This is a genomic window from Neisseria sicca VK64 (assembly GCF_000260655.1).
GTDB classification, from domain to species: Bacteria; Pseudomonadota; Gammaproteobacteria; order Burkholderiales; family Neisseriaceae; genus Neisseria; species Neisseria sicca_B.
On record NZ_AJMT01000092.1, the window covers coordinates 1 to 22,210 of the forward strand.

The window sequence follows — 22,210 nt, forward strand, 5'->3', positions numbered from 1 at the left end:
TGTATGCGGTATGCGCGCACGCGTTTTTTGCCGTTCTCAAACCATTGTTTCAAACTTTCAGACGACCTCAGACGTCGTCTGAAAACCCAAAACTTATAGTGGATTAACTTTAAACCAGTACGGCGTTGCCTCGCCTTAGCTCAAAGAGAACGATTCTCTAAGGTGCTGAAGCACCAAGTGAATCGGTTCCGTACTATCTGTACTGTCTGCGGCTTCGTCGCCTTGTCCTGATTTAAAGTTAATCCACTATACAATCTGTCCTTACGAGCGGTAGTCTGCGTTGATGGAGACGTAGTCGTGCGACAGGTCGCAGGTATAGACGGTGGCGGAGGCTTGTCCGCGGTGGAGTTTGATGCGGACGGTGATTTCGTCTTTCGCCATCACTGCCTGCCCTTGTTCTTCGGTGTAGCTTGCGGCGCGGCCGCCGTTTTCGGCAACCAATACGTCGTCCAGATACATTTCGAGGATGTCGGCGTCCAAATCGGCGATGCCGGCGTAGCCGATGGCGGCGAGCAGTCTGCCGAGGTTGGGGTCGGAGGCGAAGAAGGCGGTTTTAACGAGGGGCGAGTGGGCGACGGCGTAGGCGACTTGGCGGGCTTCGGCGCGGGTTTTGGCGTTTTCGGCGCAGACGGTGATGAATTTGGTCGCGCCTTCACCGTCGCGGACGATGGCTTGGGCGAGTTCGAGGGCGAGGCTGCCGAGCAGGTCTTTGAGCTGTTTGTAGCGCGGGTCGGCGATGTTGTCGATTTCGCTTTGGCTGTTTTTGCCGGTGGCGATGATGACGAAGCTGTCGTTGGTGCTGGTGTCGCCGTCAACGGTGATGGTGTTGAAGGTTTCGTCGGCGATTTCTTGGGTCATCAGTTGGAGGATGGGTTGGGAAACTTTGGCATCGGTGGCGATAAAGGAGAGCATGGTCGCCATGTTGGGATGAATCATGCCGGAGCCTTTGGCGATGCCGGTGGCGCGGACGGTGTGTTTTTCGCCGACGCTGCCTTCGCGCGAGGCGGATTTGGGCACGGTGTCGGTGGTCATGATGGCGCGTGCGGCATCTGCCCAGTCGGCAGGCTGCATTTTGGGCAGGGCGGCGACGATTTTGCCGACGGGCAGGGGCTCGAGGATGACGCCTGTGGAGAAGGGAAGGACTTGGGAGGGTTTGCAGCCGGTTTGTTCGGCGGTGGCGGCGCAGGTTTCGATGGCGTCGATCCTGCCTTGCGCGCCTGTACCGGCGTTGGCGTTTCCGGTGTTGATGATGATGGCACGTACGCCGTCTTCGTCGAAGAGGTGTGATTTGGCGATGTGGACGGGGGCGGCGCAGAAGCGGTTGGTAGTGAAGACGGCACCGACGGTGTTGCCGCCGGAAAGTACCATCAGGGTGAGGTCGGCGCGGTCGGTTTGTTTGATGCCTGCGCGGGCGGTGAAGAGTTGGATGCCGTCGATGTTCAGCAGTTGGTCTGCGGTTTTTTCTGTGAGGTTGACTGCCATTTTGCTGCTCCTTTGTTTGGGGTTGCTATGGGTTTGGGTTTCAGACGACCTTTTGGTTCATCGGGGTCGTCTGAAAAGTGTTCAGAATCCTAATACGGGGATGATAATCGGGGCGATGGCGGCGGTCAGCACGCCGTTGAGTGTCAGCCCCAGCCCTGCGTATGCCGCCATGCGCCGGCTGCGCTCGAGTGAGGCGGCGATGCCCATGGCGTGTGAGGCGGTGCCGAGCGACATGCCTACCGACGAGGGCATGCCGACGGTGTTTTTAAGTACGGTATAACCGGCGATCTGCCCGACCAGCCCGGCGACGATGACGGTGGCGGCGGTGATGGCGGGGATACCGCCTATGGTGCGGGTGATTTCGATGGCGATGGGGTTGGTCACGGATTTGGCGGCGAGCGAGAGGACGACTTCGCGTTCCGCGCCCAGCCATTTGGCGAAATACATGCCTGTGATGATGCCGGTCACGCTGCCGGCGAGCTGCGAGACGATGACGGGCAGCCACTGGCTGAAGATTTTTTGACGGTTTTGGTAGAGCGGGACGGCAAGTGCGACGACAGCGGGCTTGAGCCAGAAGTCGATAAACTGCGCGGCATCGTGGTACACGGCGTAATCGATGTCGAGGATTTTAAGGTAGGCGATCAGGGTAACGGTGCTGATTAAGACGGGGTTGAGCAGCAGGTAGCCCGTCCGCGCGCGGAGGATGAGTGCCAGCGCGTAAACCGCCAGCGTCAGGAAAAGCAGGACGCTGGGCTGCTGCCACAGGGAAAGGATGCCGTCCATCAGATTTTCTCCCGTATCCATTGATGCACCTTGCCCGTAACCAACAGGACGCACACGGTACTGGCGGCGGCGGAGACGAGTATCGACAGCCAACTGTCGGCAATCAAATCCAAATAACTGATGACGGCGACGCAGGGCGGCACAAGGAAAAGCGTCAGGTTTGCCATCAGCGCGTCGGTAAGCTGCTGCAACCACTCGGCTTTCACCCACCCCGCCTGAAGCAGGGCAAACAGAATGCCCATGCCGATGATGCTGCCGGGCAATTTGATGCCCGTAAGGTAGGCGGCGGTTTCGCCGAGCGCAAGGCAGCCGAGCAGGACGAGCAAGGCGCGGATGGTGTGCATGGGTCGGGTTTCCTCTATGGTTTGCCACTTTGCAGACGGGCGGTTTATGAATCTTTGTTAATAATTGAATCATAACGCCCTTGGGGTCGTCTGAAAAGTGTGGCTCAGCCCGAATGCAACATCGATTTGCCGTTTTCGCGCTTATCTGAATCAATCAATGCTGAAACCCAACAAGGTCGTCTGAAAGCATCTTGCCGGCTTTCAGACGACCTTGTTGGGTTGCCGCCCATAAAAAACGGCATGGTCAAAAGCCACGCCGTCGGATAGGGATTTTCCGCCTAGGATTTCCGGTAGGGATTTTCCACACCTTCAATCAAGGCTTGCAGGTATTCGCGCAACTGCTTCTCGCCGCACCCCATCAGAAGCGCGTCTTCGAATGCGTCTTGCGCCGCCTGATAAAGCTCGGTCATGTTCTCGGTCATGACTTTCACTTTTTCAGTGCAGGATACGATTTGCCCGTCGTCGTCATACCATTTGGGCATTTCAGGCATACTCACGTTGGTACTTTCCTAGACTTAATTGAGGAAACGGGACGGATCGTTTTTCTTCACGCGGCGGGCGAAGGCGTATTTGGCATTCCAGTATTTGTTGCTGAGGCTGGTGACTTCGATACGTTTGCCAGTACGCGGCGCGTGGATGAAACGGTTGTTGCCGATGTAGAGGCCGACGTGGGAGATTCTGCCGCGACCCATCGTGCGGAAGAACACCATGTCGCCCGGCTGCAATTCGCTACGCGATACGCCGACACCCATTTTTGCCTGGGCGGCGGAAGTGCGCGGGAGGTTTACGCCCATCGAGCGTTTGAAGATGTGCTGCATGAAACCGCTGCAATCGAAACCTGTGGACGCGGATGTGCCGCCGTAGCGGTAGGCTACGCCCAAAAGTCCCATCGCGCTGCTGATGAGTTCGTCTGCATTGTCTGATGACTGTACAGAGCTTACGGGTTGGCGGGGAGCGATCGCGGCAGTGATTGCGCGTCCGGGTTGGAGGAGTGCCGGGGAAGCAGGTTGTCTTGCATCTTCAAATTGGTTTAAAACCTGCTGTCTGCTTCTGACGAACGAATCGAGATCGTCGGCGTTTGCAAAATGAATGCCGGACAGCACATAGACCGAAGCCAATAGTGCCGCCAGCCTGGATAAGGCTTTCATGTTTGACTGATTCCATTTTCAGACGACCTGTCTGCCGCCTGCTATTATGTTATTCTGTATCTGGGATATTCAGGCGATTGTATATAAAAAACAGGATGTTTGGCAAAAAAGCGTCTGTTATATTGCGTTAAAGCGTTGTTTATAAAAATTTTTGCGAAGATACCCGACCAATGATGATACCTACTCTGCTCGCTATGCGCGACTTTTCCAGAATGCGCGAAATTATTACCGTGCTGACGAAATACGGCTTGGGCGGCTTTGTGCAGCGCATCCGTTTGGGCGCGGCGGGCGGGGACGAAGTGCATCCCGACAGCCGTTATATGAGTACGCCGCGACGCTTCCGCAAAGCGTTTGAGGAGCTGGGGCCGACCTTCGTCAAACTCGGTCAGGTATTGTCCACACGGGTCGATATTTTCGGGGCGGAGTGGATTGAAGAGTTCGAACAACTGCAAAGCAACGTCGCGCCGATACCGTCGTCTGAAATCTATACTTTGGTCAAAGCCTATCTGGGCAAACCCGTTTCCGAAGTGTTCCGCAGCATAGACCCGAAACCCGCAGGCAGCGCGTCGGTGGCACAGGTACACCGTGCCGAACTTTTAGACGGAACCGCCGTCGCCGTCAAAGTCAAACGCCCCGACATCGAGCCGGTCATTCAGGCGGATTTGCGGATTTTGAACCACCTCGCCAGACTGATGGAATCCGAAATCCCCGAAGTGCGCCGTTACCAGCCCGTATTGATGGTCGCCTATTTTGCCAAGAGTCTGGCGAAAGAAACCGACTTATCGGTGGAGCTGCGCTATATGCAGCGCTTCGGTCAGACCTTTTCAGACGACCCCTTGGTCCGCATCCCCGCCGTCTATCCCGACATTTCCAACCGGCACATCCTCGTACAAGACTACATCGGCGGCACGCTCCTGAAAGACGCCGACCTCGACACCATGCCCCACACCTTGCGCAACGGGCTTGCCGGACGGATTACCGACACCCTCTTCACCATGATGCTGCGGCAAGGCTTTTTCCATGCCGACCCCCATCCGGGCAACATCTTCATCAACGACAACGGCGGTATCACCTTCATCGACTTCGGGCTGGTCGGACACCTCGGCAACACCCGCCGCCGCGAAATCCTCAACCTCATCAACGCCCTGACCAACAACGACGCGCTGCTCATCCAATACGTCCTCAGCGACTGGGCGCAGGGCGATTTGCCCGACGAAAACCTGCTCGGCGCCGACGTTTTGGAAATGCTGCTCAACTACGAACACACGCCCATCCGCGACCTGCGCGTCAGCCAAGTCATTAACGACATCACCTCCATCATGCGCCGCCACGGGCTGACCCTGCCCGGCGACCTCGTGATGCTCTTCAAAACCCTCATCACCCTCGAAGGCGTCGTCAAACGGCTCGACGGCAGTATCGAACTGCTCGAACGCGCCAAACCCATCACCGAAGCCGCCGTCAAAGAACAAGCCTCCGCCGCCCACATCGCCCGCAACGCCAAAACGCAACTGCGCACCCTGTTGCAAATGGCAGAGTCGCTGCCACAAGACTTCTTCAGGCTGACCAGAATGCTGCAAAAAGGCAAATTCGGCATCACCCTAGACCTCAAGCAGTCAGACCGCATCAGCCATCAAATCGACAGCGCTGCCAACCGCCTGACCATGGGCATCGTCACCGCCGCCCTGATTATCGGTTCGTCCATCGTCATGAGTATAGACACCGGCCCCAAGTTTATCGGCTTCGTCGGCTACCTTATCGCCTTCGCCAACAGCCTGTGGATTATCTGGTCGGTGTGGCGGTCGGGGAAACACTAAACTGCCTGCTTCCGAAGCAGACCGCCTCAAAAGCAGGCAAGAAATTTTGTGCTTTGCACACCTTACGGCACGTTATTAAAACAACTTACGCACTTCGGCTTCGATATCCGCCGCCCGCATAAAGGTTTCGCCGATTAAGAACGTATGCACGCCGTGTCCGCGCATAAAGTCCACATCGTCTTTGTTTCGGATACCGCTTTCCGTGACGACCGTTTTGCCCGACAGCTCGGGCAGCAGGTCTAAAGTTTGCTGGAGCGTGACTTCAAAAGTCCGCAGATTGCGGTTGTTCACGCCCCAAAGCGGCGTGGTCATACTGCGGCATTTTTCCAATTCGGATTGGTCGTGCAATTCCAGCAGCACGGTCAAGCCCAAATCGTGGGCAACGGCTTCAAAATGCGCCAACTGCGCGGCATCCAAAGCCGCCGCAATCAATAAAACCGCATCTGCGCCCCATGTGCGCGCCTGATAAATCTGATAGTCGTCGATAATGAAATCCTTACGCAACACCGGCAGGCTGACCGCCGAACGCGCCTGTTTCAAATACTCGGGCGAACCTTGGAAATACACTTCGTCGGTCAACACAGACAAACAAGCCGCCCCCGCGCGTTCATAAGCGCGCGCAATATCCGCAGGGTGAAAATCAGGCCGTATCAGCCCTTTACTGGGACTGGCTTTTTTGATTTCCGCGATAATGGCAGGCAGGTTTTGGGCGTGTTTATTGCGGATGGAAGCAAAAAAGTCACGCACGGGTTCGGCATCGCGCAACTGCGCTTTGACTTCCGCAAGTGGCGCAGCCGCTTTTTGCGCGGCAACTTCTTGGGCCTTGGTGGCAAGGATTTTATTGAGGATATCGGTCATAAATGGCTTTCGGTCAATACATGGCGGAACCACGCAAAACAGCAGGCAACCCGATGCCGCCGCTTTTTGCGTCCTTCCATACCGTAAAGGGGAAAATGGTTTATCTTAACATTTACGAGGTCGTCTGAAAAACAGAAGATGGTTTCAGACGACCTCCCGCGATAACAACACAACATACCCGTCCCGTCCGCAACCGAAATCTACCGCCCATCCCGTCTTGCCGGTCAGACAATCTGCATATGCTATGATGTTTCACTGCCGCGCCATCCAACCGATATCCCGCCGCACACACCCGATACACCCAAAGGAATCATTTATGAAAAGATGGATAATATGGGGCTTCCTCCCGCTTCTCCTCATCTGGGCGACCAGCGTGGCTTGGCTGCATTACCAAGCCGTCCAAGCAGAAAAAGCATCCCAAAACATCAAACCCGCCGACATCGCCGTCATTTTAGGCAATTCCGTCAACAGGCGCGGCAAACCCAATCCCTGCCTGCGTTCCCGAGTGGAAGCAGGCGTCGCCCTCTACCGCCAAAACAAAGTCAGCGGGTTGCTGATGAGCGGCGGCACGGACGGCGACGGCAGCAACGAAGCGGCAGCCATGCAATCTATGGCGATAGACATGGGCATCCCGCCCGAACACATCCGCATCGAAAACAAATCGGAAAGCACTTTTGAAAACATTGCCTTGAGCGCACCGCTGTTGCAAGACGTATCCAACGTCATCATCGTCAGCGACGCCTTCCATCTCACACGCGCCGAGTGGCTCGTCAACCGTCATTTAAAAGGCAAAAACGTCCAGTTTTACGCTTCCGATTCCTGCGGCGACTCCACGCCCAATTACCTGCGCAAGCTCTCCCGCGAAATACCCGCGTGGATTAAAGCCATGATTATGCACCGCTGAATACCGTCCGTCCGAAGCAGACGGCTTTCGCTTTGGCAAGCAGCGTTCACAGCTAGGCATTGTCTGCATGTTTCATCATTGATAAAAGGTCGTCTGAAAACCGAAATCCGTTTTCAGACGACCTTTCCGTTATTCATCCCTTCAAACGCCATAACTGCAAACACCAAGCCACATATCGCCGCAAACGCATTTCCGTTATATCCAAAGAAGCAAACAATATTTCCCGCGTGATTCCCACCTTGTTATATTCCCCGCTCAAGTATTTGTCTGATAAGGAAAATATGATGGGACTCAAATCATGGCTGGGCATTATCTTCATCGGCGCGACGGTGTGGCTCGCCTCATGCGGGCAGTCCGGCGGCACGTCGAAAGGCAAACCCGAACGCGTCGTCATGTTGAATGTATCGTACGACCCGACACGCGAGTTCTACCGCGAATACAATCCGTTTTTCCAACACTACTGGCAAAAAACACACGGACAGGAAGCAGATATCCGCCTCTCCAACGGCGGTTCGGGCAAGCAATCATTGACCGTGCAAAACGGCTTGAAAGCCGATGTCGTAACGCTTGCGCTGGCATCCGACATCGACGCGCTCCATCACAGCAAAGCAGGCAGGCAACTCTTGTCGGCAGATTGGCAAAAAGCCCTGCCGCACAACAGCACGCCCTACACTTCGACCATCGTGTTCCTGGTACGCAAAGGCAATCCCAAGCAGATTCATGACTGGGACGACTTGGTCAAAGGCGACGTACAAATCATCACGGCAAACCCGAAAACCTCAGGCGGAGCACGCTGGAATTTCCTATCAGCTTGGGCGTACGCACAAGAAAAAGGCGGAGATGCGGCGGCAGAACAATTTGTCTCCGAACTCTACCGCCGCGTGCCGGTCATGGACGCAGGCGCGCGCGGTTCGACCATAACCTTTACACGGCGCGGATTAGGCGATGTTTTGCTGGTATGGGAAAACGAAGCACACCTCGCCTTGCAGGAAAATCCGAACCAATTTGAAATCATCACGCCGTCAATATCCATGCTGTGCGAACCGCCCGTCGCCGTGGTCAGCGCAGTAGCAAAAGAAAAAGGCACGGAACAAATCGCCAAAACCTATTTGGAAATGCTGTATAGCAAAGAAGCGCAACGAATGGCGGCACGCCATTTCTACCGCCCCACCGACGAAGCCGTACGCGCCGAATTTAAAACACGCTTCCCCGATTTAAAACTGGTCAGCATCGACGAAACCTTCGGCGGTTGGCGCAAAGCACAAGCACGATTTTTCAACGACGGCGGCGTATTCGATAAGATTTACCGACCGCAAAGCTGATTGCATTCAGATATAGTGGATTAACTTTAAACCAGGACAAGGCGACGAAGCCGCAGACAGTACAGATAGTACGGAACCGATTCACTTGGTGCTTCAGCACCTTAGAGAATCGTTCTCTTTGAGCTAAGGCGAGGCAACGCCGTCCTGGTTTAAAGTTAATCCACTATAAAACAAAGGTCGTCTGAAAACCTGTTTCCACGTTTTCAGACGACCTCTTGGTCTTCATACGCTTACACGAACCAATCAGAAAAACAGCTCGCGCCAGCTGATACGTTGCAGACCACAGATACGGCCTTTCACTTCCAGTGATTGCGCATTATTCAGCAACAAGCTGCGTTGGTCACCCTCTTTGCCTGAGAAGCATCTATTGTTGGGCGTACCAGAACCCAACCCAAGCTCTTTATCCGTACCGGTTTCACCGCTATCACCATCGGCGGTAACAGGATCGTCCGTACGCTTGTTCGGATCGATAAAGGTGAAGCTGACAATACCTTCTTGAGTCAAACCATTGGCGTATTGCGTACCAAAACCACTCAATTCACGCTTAAATATATCAGGCGTAAAACGTGCGCTACGGCTATTGAGTGCACCGCCGTTATCAGCATTGATGCCGAGGAAGGTTGTGCTGGTTACGGTTGACTTATTGTTGCTGACAGGCATACACAAGTCTTTTTCCGCTTCCTCCTTGCCAATAGTCTTACCGCCATCGGAAGTGTACTTGCGTATCGTAACGATGGCAGTACGCAGAATCATAGTCGGCTTAATGCTGACACGCTCGCCAGAACCTAGATTGATGAACCAGCCTTTATGCGTCTCTTCAATTTTTTCATTACTCAGATACAATGCCTTACTGGTTCGTGGCTGATTGTTTCCATCGTTATATGACTGCTCTACCTCAGTAATCGTTTGCTTGCGTAGGTTTTGCTCGGCAACATCTTGATTTGTCTTATCTGCAGCAAGATCTTTCGGCGCTTGATCCAGTTTTTGGAAAATACCGTAAATCGATTGTGTTTCAGTATTGCTCAAATCACTTTGGTAAATCTCGCTACCCGTACCGAAAATCACGACGTATTCCTTAGTTCCTTTTCGTGATACGGCAGGAGCCGAGGTAATCGGCTTGTTTGGTGAACCGGAGAAAATTTTAACCGCAGTCCAATCTTTCGGGCTTGCAGCACGCAGGTCGAAGCGGTACATATTACCCCCTCGGTCGCCTGCAAAGGCAAAATCGACAACCCCGTCAAAATCGGTATCGAGCAACGTCGGTGTAGACAGCCCGCCTACACCACCCTTCACGACAATTTTCGCCAGTTGATCACCGGGTTTTCCTGCAGCCTGACCGCGTTTCTCGCCTGTACCGACTTCTTTACCAAGCATTTCGTAAACATATAACGCCGTTTCGTTGGCTGCTGCATCTTTTTCTTCAGCTGCGTAGCCACTGGCGAGGAAGCCTGCGTAACGGATGTTTTCATTCAGTTTGGCACTACCATCGGTTTCACGTTTGATGGAAACACGACCGATTTGTGGCGTACCGATGGTAAAGCCCAAAGTATTGTCTTTACCTTTGGCCGTTTCAAACAAAGGAACTTTATCGCTCCAAGCAGCCGCATCCATACCGGTATTGGTGGTTTGATCTTCTTTACCGCCTATATTGAGAGCGTATGCACCACGTCCGCCTTGTCCCATTGCGCCAAACATAAAGACACGTTGCTGAAACTTACTGCCTTGTTCAGCTGCGGCAGTCTGACGCAGGGTAAAGCCACCATTTACGCCGTATTTATGGTTTTCAATGGATTTTCCGTAATCCGCATGCGCGATGTCTTTCAATACTTTGGCAAGCGTAATCGGGTTGCCCGAAGCATCATTTTCACGCTCCATCGCTGAAGGAAGATAGCTGACTTTCAAATCATAAGGATGTTCGCCTGCCGTGCTTTGGAAAATATGAACCATACCGTCGTTGGCGGCGGCAACCAAATATTTGCGGCGACCATGCTCCTGATTGCCGACTGCAGCAACGGAACCATCCAAAATATCGCCTAAATCACGCTCTCCGGGTTTACGGTCACGGTAAGGCTTGTATGCACTGTCATCATTGCCGACCCTGCCCGTCCAATTGAGCAGTTTTTTCCATTCGTCTTTGTCAGTATTCTCAATACCGAAATAGGCATTGTTGACTTTATCAGCAGGAATAGCATCAATAGAGTAAGTATTAGAACCTGTGTTAATCAATGTTTTACGATTACCAAAGGAAGGCTGGGTAACCGTACCTTCCCGTCTACCATCACTATTATTCAATTTATTAAATAAAATCTGACTGCTCCAAGAGCCGGTATTCAGCTTGATGGTTGCCGCCAAATCGGGAATACCGCTGCTGGAAGTTGCCGGAGCGGTACCGCCATCCAAAGTAATCGGTTCACTTTGGCTATCATTTTTAATCGTATCTGTAATAGTTTTGAATGCCTCAAGTAAGGTTTCTGATTTATTAGCAATGTAATACCACTCTTTTTTACTGGCGCCTCGCTTCAGATAATCTTCACCTGCCAGGGTAATATCGCCACCAAAACCTACAGTAAATGTTTGAACAGTTTGCTTTTTGTAGTCCCCAAAATCATTTGGATCGCCATCCCAGCTCTTACCCGCTTTATCCTTACCACCGACTTTAAAGTCTTTTTCTGCTAGTTTTTTACTGAAAAAGGCCAAACCGTTACCGCGATCCCAAAACTGATCGTAGGAAGGCTCTGCCCTCATACAACGTAAAAGCCTATCCTGCCCTTTTCGTTCGCCGAAATATTCGTATGCTTTCTGGTAATCTTCACTATCATAAGCATTATGGACTCTCCAATTGTAATCTTTAGCAGCATAATAAAAACGACGGGCATCATAATCAAAAATCGTCCTATCTGGCCAATATGGAGAATTACCACAATAAGAGCTATAGTTAGCATCGCCATCCGACATCATGACGACATACGATTTTTGACAACGGTACTCAACCTTAGGCATAACAATCGTACTGACAATTTCAAAATAGCGGCGTGTTGCTGGGGTTGCATAGCCAGTACTCATCTTGTTGACACGCGTTTTCATTGCCTCTGGGTCAGAACTGAAAAAATCAGCATCTGATCGACCATTGTTATGAAGCGTCTGCAACCCCCAGTTAAACTGATCCTTATATTGATCAAGAATATCATTTAGCGCATTTTTCGTTACTTCTAACCTATTTAAAGGTTCCCCCCTCTTCCCCCTGGCTCCAGGTACAATAGAACCCATACTCGCCGAATCATCAATAAAAAACATAATGTTATGTTTGACTTTCGGCTGCTCTGTAATTTGGCTTTCGTTTTGCAAATAAAGCGGGGTTTTGGCAAACTGTGCTTGCGCTTGTGATGCCGCCCCCATCAGTGCGAGCGCGGAGGCGATGCTGTAAATCATCGGACGGATGGAGCCGGGGCAACGTGAAGGTTTGTTTTTCATAATGCGTTCTTTTTTCATAAAATCGTCGGTTGACGGATGATGACGTTGTTTTTATTTTCTCGGAATGAGATTCTAACATTTACGATGTCATTTATGTGGGGTTCGGGCTGTTTTTTTTATCTGATGCGGCGAACAATGGCGAAAATGAAACAGACTTCATGATTGTAAAGAGAAAATCCGTTGCCAAACCACAGCTTGAACGATATGGCTTTTTGACGTAGAATGCATTGCTTCTACGGCATAGGCAGCTATGCCTGAAAAAGCACGTTACGCAGCAAAATCAAGGCTGCGGGGCGTGTTTTTTTTTAGCCAATATTTTCTCAGGCGGTCTTTTTTGTAAACAATTTTCAGACGACCCCTGCCCGTTTCTGCAAACCGACCATCATCAGGCAAACAGGATTCATCATGACCACTCCGGCTCTTCTCGTTCTCGCTGACGGCAGCGTATTTCACGGCACATCAATCGGTTACGAAGGTTCGACTTCCGGCGAAGTCGTGTTCAACACTTCCATGACCGGCTATCAGGAAATCCTGACCGACCCGTCCTACTGCAAACAAATCGTTACCCTCACCTACCCCCACATCGGCAACACCGGCACCAACGCCGAAGATGAAGAAAGCGGCAGCGTTTATGCCGCAGGCTTGATTATCCGCGACCTGCCGCTGCTGCACAGCAACTTCCGCGCCTCCGAAAGCCTGCACGACTATTTAGTGCGCAACAAAACCGTCGCCATCGCCGACATCGACACCCGCCGCCTGACCACGCTGCTGCGTGAAAAAGGCGCACAAGGCGGCGCAATTCTGACCGGTGCGGACGCTACGGTTGAAAAAGCGCAAGAACTCATCGCCGCGTTCGGCAGCATGGTCGGCAAAGATTTGGCAAAAGAAGTTTCCTGCACAGAAGCCTACGAATGGACCGAAGGCGAATGGGCGCTGGGCAAAGGTTTCGTTACCCCTGCTGAACAGCCGTTCCACGTTGTCGCTTACGATTTCGGCGTAAAAACCAACATCTTGCGTATGCTCGCCGCACGCGGCTGCCGCCTGACCGTCGTCCCAGCCCAAACCAGCGCGGAAGACGTGTTGGCACTCAACCCCGACGGCGTATTCCTCTCCAACGGCCCAGGCGATCCCGAGCCTTGTACCTACGCCATCGAGGCCGTGCAAAAACTGATGGCAAGCGGCAAACCCATCTTCGGCATCTGCTTGGGACACCAGCTCATCGGCCTCGCCATCGGTGCAAAAACCCTGAAAATGCACTTCAGCCACCACGGCGCGAACCACCCCGTACAAGACTTGGACAGCGGCAAAGTCGTCATCACCAGCCAAAACCACGGCTTCGCCGTCGATGCCGACACCCTGCCCGCCAACGCAAGGATTACCCACAAATCCTTGTTCGACAACACCTTGCAAGGCATCGAGCTGACCGACAAACCCGTGTTCTGCTTCCAAGGCCACCCCGAAGCCAGCCCCGGCCCGCAAGATGTCGGCTATCTGTTTGACAAATTCATTGACAATATGAAAGCAGCAAAACAATAAACCGCCTTTTCAGACGACCTCTCAACTCAACAAGGTCGTCTGAAAAATCCCCCCCTCAAGTCAGAAAGGAAACCCCATGACTGAAAAACAAATGCGCGTACTCTCCGTCGTCGCTACCCTGACCGCAGTAGGCATGTACGTTTCCTATATCCCGCAAATCCAAAACAACCTCGCGGGCAACCCCGGCTCGCCGCTGCAACCCCTCGTCGCCGCCATCAACTGCACATTATGGGTTGCCTACGGCTTTCTGAAAGAAAAACGCGACTACCCCGTCGTACTGGCAAACGCCCCCGGCATCATTTTGGGCTTGATTACCTTTATCACCAGCTTTTAAAAACCATACCGATTTCATGCCGGTCAAACACTGACCGGCCTTACTCACCACCATCAACATAAGGATTAACCCTATGAAAAAAGTAGCCCTGTTTATCGTATTAATCGGCACATTATCCGCGTGCAACACCATCCACTCCGTCGCACGCGATGCCAATACAGCCGTGCAAGCATGGAATGACGACTACCAAAAACAAAACAATCGCTAACACATTACACCAAACTACAAGGCGGTTTGCCCATCAAACCGCCTGAAGAAAACCCATCCATAAAGGCATTTCATGAAAAAAACGGCTTTACTCCTCTGTCTGCTTATGAGCGCCCCTGCCTTCGCAGGTGACAAAACCATCGACCTGAAAAAAATCAGCCAACTCGGTGCGGACATCTTCGATTCCGCCACCCAGGGCGTCTACAAAACCATCTCTGAAAGCAGCAAAACCATAGCCAACTCAGAATGCACCATTCCGACAACCGCCGCAGAATTGGAACAATTTTCCGTAGACCACTGCCTGAAAGAACCCGCCATGGCAGGCAGCATCTACATGGATCAGGCACTCAAGCAAAAAGGGGCAAGGGTCGATGAAGGCGCAAGAAGCCTAGAAAACCTATCCAATAAAATATTAGAAGGCGTACAAACCATCATAGACATAGAATAAAACCACATTCGGCAACTCAGCACCCACCATTCAATACACCATAACAAACTAACGTCCTCAACATTACCGGAAAGCAACCCACCAAGACCTACATACAAAACGCCAAGCTTTTTTCAGACGACCTCAAGAATAGGATGGATTGATAAGCCCAACGTTTTTGTACGATTACGCGTGTTATGCTGTTTTTAAGCTAATCTACACTTACTGAAAAAAGATGGTCATCAAGGCGTTTTCCACACCCAATAATAAAAAAATGAACCCGCCCGAAAAACTATTGACCGCTGACAACCCCGCCCTGCATCAACGCGCCAAAGCCATGCGTCAAGAAATGAGTGAAGCGGAAGCAAAATTGTGGCAGCACCTGCGGGCAGGCCGTCTGAACGGCTATAAATTCCGCCGCCAGCAGCCGATGGGAAATTATATTGTTGATTTTATGTGCATAACGCCCAAGCTGATTGTCGAAGCAGACGGCGGGCAGCACACAGAACAAGCCGCATACGACCACGCGCGGACGGCATATCTCAACAGCTTGGGCTTTACCGTGCTGCGGTTTTGGAATCACGAAATTTTGCAGCAGACAAACGATGTGCTCGCGGAAATCCTGCGCGTGTTACAGAAATTGGAAAAGCAGCCTGAACAGTAGCAGATGACTGATTTTGATTGGATTTTTGAAAATTATAGGATACCGGCTGCCTGAATTGAGCGTTTAAAAGGTCGTCTGAAAAGTAAAAAACAGCCTGCACAACCTGTTTTCCTTGCAGAACCCTTAATCCCAACAGCAGCCCCGTCCTCTCTCCCGTGGGAGAGAGTTAGAGAGAGGGCAACAAACCGCAAGGTTTGTATTGGGACGGTTAGAGTTAGGGTATTGTGAAAGATTGCCGCAATTTGGAGAATGCCCTCTCCCCAGCCCTCCCCCACGGGGGAGGGAGTAGGTTGCAGCGGGCCTTGCAGTTTCAGGCAATTTAAAAAGCAGCTTAAATTTGCTGTCGTTGATTTCAGACCGTCTGAAAAGCAAAAAGCAGCCTGTACAACCTGTCTTCCTCGCAGAACCCTTAACCCCAACAGCCACCCGTCCTCTCTCCAGTGGGAGAGAGTTAGAGAGAGGGCAACAAACCGCAAGGTTTGTATTGGGGCGGTTAGGGTGTTGGGAAAAGTTGCCGCAACTTGGAGAATACCCTCTCCCCAGCCCTCCCCCACGGGGGAGGGAGCAGGTTGCAGCAGATTCAAGTATTACAGGTCGTCTGAAAAAGAATGCCCGAAACATCAACAGCAGGAATTTTTCAGGTAGCCTTTTACCGCAAGGCAGATGGAACAAACGCCGCGAGTGTTTTTTCAGACGGCCTTTGAACCCATCGGTAGAGTGTGTGCCGCAAGGCACGCACGCGGTGGGTTGGGGTTGCAGGGAAAATGGAGAACGCGTGCGTACCGCACACACCCTACATGTGGGCTACGGCTTTCTTGGATTTGCCGTTGATTGAAGGTCGTCTGAAAAGAAAAAAAGCAGCCTGCACAATTTGTTGTCCTTGCAGAACCCTTAACCCCCAACAGCCACCCCGCCCTCTCTCCCGTGGGAGAGAGTTAGAGAGAGGGCAACAAGCCGCAAGGCTTGTATGGACAGTTAGGGTGTTGGGAAAGGTTGCGGAAATTTGGAGAATGCCCTCTCCCCAGCCCTCCCCCACAGGGGAGGGAGCGGGTTGCAGCAGATTCAGGCGTTGCAGGCCGTCTGAAAAAGAATGCCCGAAATATCAACAGCAGGAATTTTTCAGGCAGCCTTTATCACAAGGCAGATGGAACAAACGCCGCGAGATTTTTTCAGACGACCTTTGAACCCATCGGTAGGGGGTGTGCCGCAAGGCACGCACGCGGTGGGTTGGGGTTACAGGGAAAATGAAGAACGCGTGCGTGCGTACCGCACACGCCCTACATGCGGGCGACGGCTTGCTTGGATTTACAACCGTTGATTTCAGGTCATCTGAAAAGTAAAAAACAGCCTGCACAACCTGTTTTCCTTGCAGAACCTTTAACCCCAACAGCCACCCCGTCCTCTCTCTCCGTGGGAGAGAGCTAGAGAGAGGGCAACAAGCCGCAAGGCTTGTGTTTGGGCGGTTAGGGCGTTGGGAAAGATTGCTGCAATTCGGGAGATGCCCTCTCCCCAGCCCTCCCCCACGGGGGAGGGAGCAGGTTGCAGCAGGTTTTGCGGTTGCAGGCAGTTTGAGAAGCAGCTTGGGTTTACAGCCGTTGATTTCAGGTCGTCTGAAAAGTAAAAAGCAGCCTGCACAACCTGTTTTTCTTGCAGAACCCTTAATTCCAACAGCCACCCCGTCCTCTCTCCCGTGGGAGAGAGTTAGAGAGAGGGCAACAAGCCGTAAGGCTTGTATTTTGGGCAGTTAGAGTTAGGGTGTTGGGAAAGATTGCCGCAATTCGGGGAATACCCTCTCCCCAATCCTCCCCCACGGGGGAGGGAGCAGGTTGCAGCAGGTTCAGGCGTTGTAGGTCTTATGAAAAAGAATACCCGAAACCTCAACGGCAGGAATTTTTCAGGTAGCCTTTATCGCAAGGCAGATGGAACAAACGCCGCGAGCGTTTTTTCAGACGACTTTTGAACCCATCGGTAGGGCGTGTACCGCAAGGCACGCACGCGGTGGGTTGGGGTTGCAGGGGAAATGGAAAACGCGTGCGTGCGTATCGCACACGATATATATGCGGGCTATGGCTTACTATAAATGTTTAATCAAGGTAATTTTAAAATGGAAAAATCCGAAAATGTAAATATTAGACAACCATCACGTCCTTCATTATTTTGGATTTGTTTTGTCTTGTTTGTTATCCCTATTAGTTGTCGTTTTAAAAGCATTTATTGTTCTAATATAAGTGCTTTAATAGCTATATTTATTCCAAGTATTTTTTGCATTTTACTACCAAAATTCAAAACTTGGTTATTGAAAACAATACCGAAAACTGAAACAGCAAAACAGTTACAAGAGAAAGCAAAAAAACAAGAAGCAAAACGAATTCATAATGCGGAGTTTAATGATGCATTAAAAAATTGGAGTGAATACAATTTGCAGGTTATATTCTTTTCAGTTGTAATATTTATTGCTCAAAATATAAGTATTCAGAAAGGGAACCTTGACATTAATGATACAAATTTATTCTGGTTGTTTGTACAAATTTGTCTGTATTCTACAATTTTTTCTAGAATTAAAATAAAACAAATTGAAGAGGCTCGTTTAAATGATAACCAAAAGGATCATATAAAAAAAGTTAATAATTACAATTACTTCTTGTTATTTTTCAGTTTGTTATTAACCATTCTAGGGCTGTCACTACCTTTACTACCCAGCCAAATATGTATTTGCTATTTGAATTGTTTATCATATGCGATGCTTTTAATGACCTATTGCAACCAATTCAAAATAGAACTTTTCCATTCTGCTCTTCCCGTTTTAAATAGAAAGACCCACCCATGCCCAAACGTACCGACCTAAAATCCATCCTTATCATCGGCGCCGGCCCTATCGTTATCGGTCAGGCCTGCGAATTTGACTATTCGGGCGCACAGGCCTGCAAGGCTTTGCGTGAAGAAGGCTATAAAGTCATTCTGGTGAATTCCAACCCCGCCACGATTATGACCGACCCTGAAATGGCGGATGTTACCTACATCGAGCCGATTATGTGGCAGACGGTGGAGAAGATTATCGCCAAGGAGCGGCCCGATGCGATTCTGCCCACGATGGGCGGCCAGACCGCGCTGAACTGTGCGCTCGATTTGGCGCGCAACGGCGTGCTGGCGAAATACAATGTCGAGCTGATCGGCGCGACGGAAGACGCCATCGACAAGGCGGAAGACCGCGGCCGCTTTAAAGAAGCGATGGAGAAAATCGGCCTCTCCTGCCCGAAATCTTTTGTCTGCCATACGATGAACGAAGCCTTGGCGGCGCAGGAACAGGTCGGCTTTCCGACGCTGATTCGTCCGTCTTTCACGATGGGCGGTTCGGGCGGCGGCATTGCCTACAACAAAGACGAGTTTTTGGCGATTTGCGAACGCGGTTTCGATGCGTCGCCCACGCATGAGCTGCTGATTGAGCAGTCCGTACTCGGCTGGAAAGAGTACGAGATGGAAGTGGTGCGCGATAAGGCTGACAACTGCATCATTATTTGCTCGATTGAAAACTTCGACCCGATGGGCGTGCATACCGGCGACTCGATTACGGTTGCGCCGGCGCAAACGCTGACGGACAAGGAATACCAAATCATGCGCAACGCAAGCTTAGCGGTATTGCGCGAAATCGGCGTGGACACGGGCGGCTCGAACGTGCAGTTTGCGGTGAACCCTGAAAACGGCGAGATGATTGTGATTGAGATGAACCCGCGCGTGAGCCGTTCGTCCGCGTTGGCTTCAAAAGCGACGGGCTTCCCGATTGCGAAGGTGGCGGCGAAACTGGCGGTCGGCTTTACGCTGGACGAATTGCGCAACGACATCACTGGCGGCCGTACGCCCGCGTCGTTCGAGCCTTCCATCGACTATGTGGTAACCAAAATCCCGCGTTTTGCGTTTGAAAAATTCCCCGCCGCAGACGACCGCCTGACCACGCAGATGAAATCCGTGGGCGAAGTGATGGCGATGGGCCGCACCATTCAGGAAAGTTTCCAAAAAGCCCTGCGCGGCTTGGAAACGGGCTTGTGCGGCTTCAATCCGAGAAGCTCCGACAAAGCGGAAATCCGCCGCGAACTGGCGAACCCAGGCCCTGAGCGTATGCTGTTTGTGGCAGACGCGTTCCGCGCGGGCTTCACGCTGGAAGAAATCCACGAAATCTGCGCCATCGACCCTTGGTTCTTGGCGCAAATCGAAGACTTGGTGAAAGAAGAGCAGCAGGTAAGTGCAGGCTGCCTGCAAGATTTGGATTTCGCCGCCCTACGTCGTCTGAAACGCAAAGGCTTCTCCGACAAACGCATCGCGCAGCTTTTGGGCGTAAAAGAAAAAGAAGTGCGCGAACACCGCTACGCGCTGAAGCTGCATCCCGTGTATAAACGCGTCGATACCTGCGCCGCCGAGTTCGCCACCGAAACCGCCTACCTCTACTCTACTTACGAAGAGGAATGCGAAGCGCGTCCTTCCGACCGTAAAAAAGTGATGATTCTCGGCGGCGGCCCGAACCGCATCGGTCAGGGCATCGAGTTTGACTACTGCTGCGTTCACGCCGCGCTCGCCCTGCGCGAATCGGGCTTTGAAACGATTATGGTGAACTGCAACCCCGAAACCGTATCCACCGACTTCGACACCAGCGACCGCCTGTATTTCGAGCCGCTGACGCTGGAAGACGTGTTGGAAATCGTCCGCACCGAAAACCCGTGGGGCGTGATTGTGCATTACGGCGGTCAAACCCCGCTAAAACTTGCCAACGCGCTGGTTGAAAACGGCGTAAACATCATCGGCACATCCGCCGACAGCATCGACGCCGCCGAAGACCGCGAACGCTTCCAAAAAGTGTTGAACGACTTAGGCTTGCGCCAACCGCCCAACCGCATCGCCCACAACGAAGAAGAAGCGCTCGTCAAAGCCGAAGAAATCGGCTATCCGCTGGTCGTGCGCCCGTCTTACGTCCTCGGCGGCCGCGCCATGCAGGTCGTCCACTCCGCCGAAGAGCTGCAAAAATACATGCGCGAAGCCGTGCAGGTATCCGAAGACAGCCCCGTGTTGCTCGATTTCTTCCTGAACAACGCGATTGAAGTCGATGTGGACTGCGTTTCAGACGGCAAAGACGTCGTTATCGGCGGCATCATGCAGCACGTCGAGCAGGCAGGCATCCACTCCGGCGACTCCGGCTGCTCGCTGCCCCCCTACTCGCTCAGCGAAGAAATCCAAGACGAAATCCGCCGCCAAACCAAAGCCATGGCATACGCGCTGGGCGTGGTCGGCCTGATGAACGTCCAGTTTGCCGTACAGGACGGCGTTGTGTTCGTGTTGGAAGTGAACCCGCGCGCCAGCCGTACCGTCCCCTTCGTCTCCAAAGCCACCGGCGTGCCGCTCGCCAAAGTCGGCGCGCGCTGCATGGCAGGCATTTCCCTGCAAGAGCAAGGCGTGGAAAAAGAAGTCGTTCCCGATTTCTATGTCGTTAAAGAAGCCGTGTTCCCCTTCATCAAATTCCCCGGCGTGGATACGATTTTGGGCCCCGAAATGCGCTCCACCGGCGAAGTGATGGGCGTGGGCGCAAGCTTCGGCGAAGCCTACTACAAAGCCCAACTCGGCGCAGGCGAACGCCTGAACCCGACCGGCAAAATCTTCCTCGCCGTGCGCGACGAAGACAAACCGCTCATCGTCAAAACCGCGCAAAACTTCCAAGCCCTCGGCTACGGCGTCTGCGCCACGCGCGGCACCGCCGAATACCTGAAAGAGCACGGCATCATCGTGCAGGCGGTAAACAAAGTGCAGGAAGGCCGCCCGCACATCGTGGACGCGATTAAAAACGGCGAAATCGCGCTGGTGGTCAACACCGTCAGCAGCTCGGCACAATCCATCGCCGACAGCCACAGCATCCGCCGCACCTCCCTCACCCAACGCGTGCCGCAATACACCACCATCGCCGGCGGCGAAGCCATGAGCGAAGGCGCAAAAAGCCGCGACCACTTGGGCGTGTATAGCGTACAGGAGTTGCATGGACGGTTGAAAAACAGGGGCTGAATCTGAATCGGGTTTAGCTTGAACAAAAAGTCGTCTGAAAACCAATTTTCCGGTTTTCAGACGACCTTTTTCTTTGCTGACTTTATTCGAGGCGCATTTGCGTGAACAGACATCACGGATGGTTTGCGAATCCATCACCCGCCAGCTCCGTTACCTCCGGCAAAACCGCTTGCGGCTACCTCACATACGGAGCTTAGATAGACAATTGAAAAACAAAGACTGAATTAAGTTTAACTTCAACAAAAAGGTCGTCTGAAAACTGAACTGGCCCCCAAATCTTGGACACTCATAAAAGCCTATTCAGGCACTCTGTGTAAGCTGGGTTCTGTATGCGACAGGACTCAGCTTTTTCAATTTCAAACTGCAACGCTCCCGGTTGTAGTAATCCATATAGTCATCTATCTGCTTCATCAATTCATCCACCGTCAATTCTCCTGCGTTATAGAAACACTCCGTCTTTAACACCGCAAAGAAGCTTTCCATCGGCGCATTGTCCCAACAGTTCGCCTTTCGCGACATGCTTTGAACCATGGAATGCTCCGCAAGCAATTCCCTATACCCCGCCGTACGGTACAGCACACCTTGGTCCGAATGAAGCATCGTTCCTTTATCAGTCAGACGGGGTGCGGCTTTTTCGAGCATTTCCTTCACCATTTCGCTGTCGGCTCTGCGGCTCATGGCGTAGGCGACGATCTCGCGGTTGAACAAGTCCAAGATTGGCGAGAGGTACAGTTTGCCGTCCTTCCCTTTGAGTTCGGTAACGTCGGTCAGCCATTTTTCGTTGGGCTTTCGGGCTTTGAACCGGCGTTTGAGGAGGTTTCCGATATTTCGCCCATGGCGGGATGGCGGTAGGCTTTTTTCGCCCGTATGAGGGCTT

At 52.3% G+C, this 22,210-nt stretch carries 19 protein-coding genes and 1 pseudogene; 10 read left to right on the forward strand and 10 right to left on the reverse strand.

What is annotated here, in order from left to right; translation table 11 throughout:
- Positions 1-261 precede the first annotated feature (261 nt).
- The 6 genes from argJ to HMPREF1051_RS05630 form a co-directional block, all read right to left on the reverse strand.
- On the reverse strand, positions 262-1,482 hold the full coding sequence (argJ, locus tag HMPREF1051_RS05610; RefSeq protein WP_003765638.1) for a bifunctional glutamate N-acetyltransferase/amino-acid acetyltransferase ArgJ: 1,221 nt from the start codon (positions 1,480-1,482) through the stop codon (positions 262-264).
- 81 nt (positions 1,483-1,563) lie between these two features.
- Positions 1,564-2,265 carry an LrgB family protein gene (locus HMPREF1051_RS05615; protein ID WP_003775917.1) on the reverse strand — a complete coding sequence of 234 codons (702 nt, stop codon included), beginning with the start codon at positions 2,263-2,265 and terminating at the stop codon, positions 1,564-1,566.
- Entirely contained in the window at positions 2,265-2,609 is a 345-nt protein-coding gene (locus tag HMPREF1051_RS05620) for a CidA/LrgA family protein (protein ID WP_003765612.1), read from the reverse strand. Before HMPREF1051_RS05620 ends, HMPREF1051_RS05615 begins: the two co-directional genes overlap by 1 nt.
- Positions 2,610-2,713: 104 nt before the next feature.
- Positions 2,714-2,857 carry a hypothetical protein gene (locus HMPREF1051_RS14300; RefSeq protein WP_155815294.1) on the reverse strand — a complete coding sequence of 48 codons (144 nt, stop codon included), beginning with the start codon at positions 2,855-2,857 and terminating at the stop codon, positions 2,714-2,716.
- Between the two features lie 30 nt (positions 2,858-2,887).
- On the reverse strand, positions 2,888-3,106 hold the full coding sequence (locus HMPREF1051_RS05625; RefSeq protein WP_003765602.1) for a hypothetical protein: 219 nt from the start codon (positions 3,104-3,106) through the stop codon (positions 2,888-2,890).
- Between the two features lie 18 nt (positions 3,107-3,124).
- The gene (locus tag HMPREF1051_RS05630; protein ID WP_003761092.1) at positions 3,125-3,757 is read right to left on the reverse strand and encodes a C40 family peptidase; all 633 of its coding nucleotides are present in this window, start codon (positions 3,755-3,757) and stop codon (positions 3,125-3,127) included.
- Positions 3,758-3,927: 170 nt separating this feature from the next.
- On the opposite strand from HMPREF1051_RS05630, the gene HMPREF1051_RS05635 reads away from it, so the two are divergent.
- Positions 3,928-5,571, forward strand: coding sequence for an ABC1 kinase family protein (locus HMPREF1051_RS05635; protein ID WP_003765617.1), 1,644 nt, complete (start codon positions 3,928-3,930; stop codon positions 5,569-5,571).
- Positions 5,572-5,646: 75 nt separating this feature from the next.
- On the opposite strand, the gene trpC is transcribed toward HMPREF1051_RS05635, so the two are convergent.
- On the reverse strand, positions 5,647-6,429 hold the full coding sequence (trpC, locus tag HMPREF1051_RS05640; RefSeq protein ID WP_003765599.1) for an indole-3-glycerol phosphate synthase TrpC: 783 nt from the start codon (positions 6,427-6,429) through the stop codon (positions 5,647-5,649).
- Between the two features lie 316 nt (positions 6,430-6,745).
- On the opposite strand from trpC, the gene HMPREF1051_RS05645 reads away from it, so the two are divergent.
- Both HMPREF1051_RS05645 and HMPREF1051_RS05650 read left to right on the forward strand, forming a co-directional pair.
- A complete protein-coding gene (locus tag HMPREF1051_RS05645) occupies positions 6,746-7,333 on the forward strand; it encodes a YdcF family protein (protein ID WP_003765619.1) in 588 nt (195 codons plus the stop codon).
- Between the two features lie 281 nt (positions 7,334-7,614).
- Positions 7,615-8,655 carry a sulfate ABC transporter substrate-binding protein gene (locus tag HMPREF1051_RS05650; protein ID WP_036492065.1) on the forward strand — a complete coding sequence of 347 codons (1,041 nt, stop codon included), beginning with the start codon at positions 7,615-7,617 and terminating at the stop codon, positions 8,653-8,655.
- Between the two features lie 243 nt (positions 8,656-8,898).
- Here the strand turns inward: HMPREF1051_RS05650 and pilC are convergent, their stop codons facing one another.
- The gene (gene pilC, locus HMPREF1051_RS05655; protein WP_003765594.1) at positions 8,899-12,144 is read right to left on the reverse strand and encodes a PilC family type IV pilus tip adhesin; all 3,246 of its coding nucleotides are present in this window, start codon (positions 12,142-12,144) and stop codon (positions 8,899-8,901) included.
- Positions 12,145-12,531: 387 nt separating this feature from the next.
- On the opposite strand from pilC, the gene carA reads away from it, so the two are divergent.
- The 5 genes from carA (at position 12,532) to HMPREF1051_RS05675 (ending at position 15,294) form a co-directional block, all read left to right on the forward strand.
- A complete protein-coding gene (carA, locus tag HMPREF1051_RS05660; RefSeq protein WP_003765593.1) occupies positions 12,532-13,662 on the forward strand; it encodes a glutamine-hydrolyzing carbamoyl-phosphate synthase small subunit in 1,131 nt (376 codons plus the stop codon).
- A gap of 76 nt (positions 13,663-13,738) precedes the next feature.
- A complete protein-coding gene (locus tag HMPREF1051_RS05665) occupies positions 13,739-13,996 on the forward strand; it encodes a SemiSWEET family transporter (RefSeq protein WP_003765608.1) in 258 nt (85 codons plus the stop codon).
- A gap of 73 nt (positions 13,997-14,069) precedes the next feature.
- A complete protein-coding gene (locus HMPREF1051_RS15460) occupies positions 14,070-14,204 on the forward strand; it encodes a hypothetical protein (protein WP_003765624.1) in 135 nt (44 codons plus the stop codon).
- Positions 14,205-14,276: 72 nt separating this feature from the next.
- A complete protein-coding gene (locus HMPREF1051_RS05670) occupies positions 14,277-14,651 on the forward strand; it encodes a hypothetical protein (protein ID WP_003765604.1) in 375 nt (124 codons plus the stop codon).
- A 253-nt stretch (positions 14,652-14,904) separates the two neighbouring features.
- Positions 14,905-15,294, forward strand: coding sequence for an endonuclease domain-containing protein (locus tag HMPREF1051_RS05675; RefSeq protein WP_036492068.1), 390 nt, complete (start codon positions 14,905-14,907; stop codon positions 15,292-15,294).
- Between the two features lie 1,500 nt (positions 15,295-16,794).
- Here the strand turns inward: HMPREF1051_RS05675 and HMPREF1051_RS15570 are convergent.
- Positions 16,795-17,123, reverse strand: a pseudogene (locus HMPREF1051_RS15570) (hypothetical protein); the annotation flags it as partial.
- A gap of 275 nt (positions 17,124-17,398) precedes the next feature.
- On the opposite strand from HMPREF1051_RS15570, the gene HMPREF1051_RS05690 reads away from it, so the two are divergent.
- On the forward strand, positions 17,399-18,139 hold the full coding sequence (locus HMPREF1051_RS05690) for a hypothetical protein (protein WP_003765621.1): 741 nt from the start codon (positions 17,399-17,401) through the stop codon (positions 18,137-18,139).
- Positions 18,118-21,333, forward strand: a complete 3,216-nt coding sequence (carB, locus tag HMPREF1051_RS05695) for a carbamoyl-phosphate synthase large subunit (RefSeq protein ID WP_003765634.1) — start codon at positions 18,118-18,120, stop codon at positions 21,331-21,333. The genes HMPREF1051_RS05690 and carB overlap by 22 nt, the downstream gene beginning before the upstream one ends.
- Before the next feature lie 300 nt (positions 21,334-21,633).
- Here carB and HMPREF1051_RS05700 read toward each other — a convergent pair.
- Positions 21,634-22,210, reverse strand: a 577-nt coding sequence (locus tag HMPREF1051_RS05700; RefSeq protein WP_003765606.1) for an IS3 family transposase, incomplete at its 5' end; no start/stop codon positions are given.

Bases quoted from the DNA above. Each gene is read 5' to 3' on its own strand.
- argJ (WP_003765638.1), bottom strand. From the start codon at position 1,482: ATGGCAGTCAACCTCACAGAAAAAACCGCAGACCAACTGCTGAACATC.
- HMPREF1051_RS05615 (WP_003775917.1), bottom strand. From the start codon at position 2,265: ATGGACGGCATCCTTTCCCTGTGGCAGCAGCCCAGCGTCCTGCTTTTC.
- HMPREF1051_RS05620 (WP_003765612.1), bottom strand. From the start codon at position 2,609: ATGCACACCATCCGCGCCTTGCTCGTCCTGCTCGGCTGCCTTGCGCTC.
- HMPREF1051_RS05630 (WP_003761092.1), bottom strand. From the start codon at position 3,757: ATGAAAGCCTTATCCAGGCTGGCGGCACTATTGGCTTCGGTCTATGTG.
- HMPREF1051_RS05635 (WP_003765617.1), top strand. From the start codon at position 3,928: ATGATGATACCTACTCTGCTCGCTATGCGCGACTTTTCCAGAATGCGC.
- trpC (WP_003765599.1), bottom strand. From the start codon at position 6,429: ATGACCGATATCCTCAATAAAATCCTTGCCACCAAGGCCCAAGAAGTT.
- HMPREF1051_RS05645 (WP_003765619.1), top strand. From the start codon at position 6,746: ATGAAAAGATGGATAATATGGGGCTTCCTCCCGCTTCTCCTCATCTGG.
- HMPREF1051_RS05650 (WP_036492065.1), top strand. From the start codon at position 7,615: ATGATGGGACTCAAATCATGGCTGGGCATTATCTTCATCGGCGCGACG.
- pilC (WP_003765594.1), bottom strand. From the start codon at position 12,144: ATGAAAAAAGAACGCATTATGAAAAACAAACCTTCACGTTGCCCCGGC.
- carA (WP_003765593.1), top strand. From the start codon at position 12,532: ATGACCACTCCGGCTCTTCTCGTTCTCGCTGACGGCAGCGTATTTCAC.
- HMPREF1051_RS05665 (WP_003765608.1), top strand. From the start codon at position 13,739: ATGACTGAAAAACAAATGCGCGTACTCTCCGTCGTCGCTACCCTGACC.
- HMPREF1051_RS15460 (WP_003765624.1), top strand. From the start codon at position 14,070: ATGAAAAAAGTAGCCCTGTTTATCGTATTAATCGGCACATTATCCGCG.
- HMPREF1051_RS05670 (WP_003765604.1), top strand. From the start codon at position 14,277: ATGAAAAAAACGGCTTTACTCCTCTGTCTGCTTATGAGCGCCCCTGCC.
- HMPREF1051_RS05675 (WP_036492068.1), top strand. From the start codon at position 14,905: ATGAACCCGCCCGAAAAACTATTGACCGCTGACAACCCCGCCCTGCAT.
- HMPREF1051_RS05690 (WP_003765621.1), top strand. From the start codon at position 17,399: ATGGAAAAATCCGAAAATGTAAATATTAGACAACCATCACGTCCTTCA.
- carB (WP_003765634.1), top strand. From the start codon at position 18,118: ATGCCCAAACGTACCGACCTAAAATCCATCCTTATCATCGGCGCCGGC.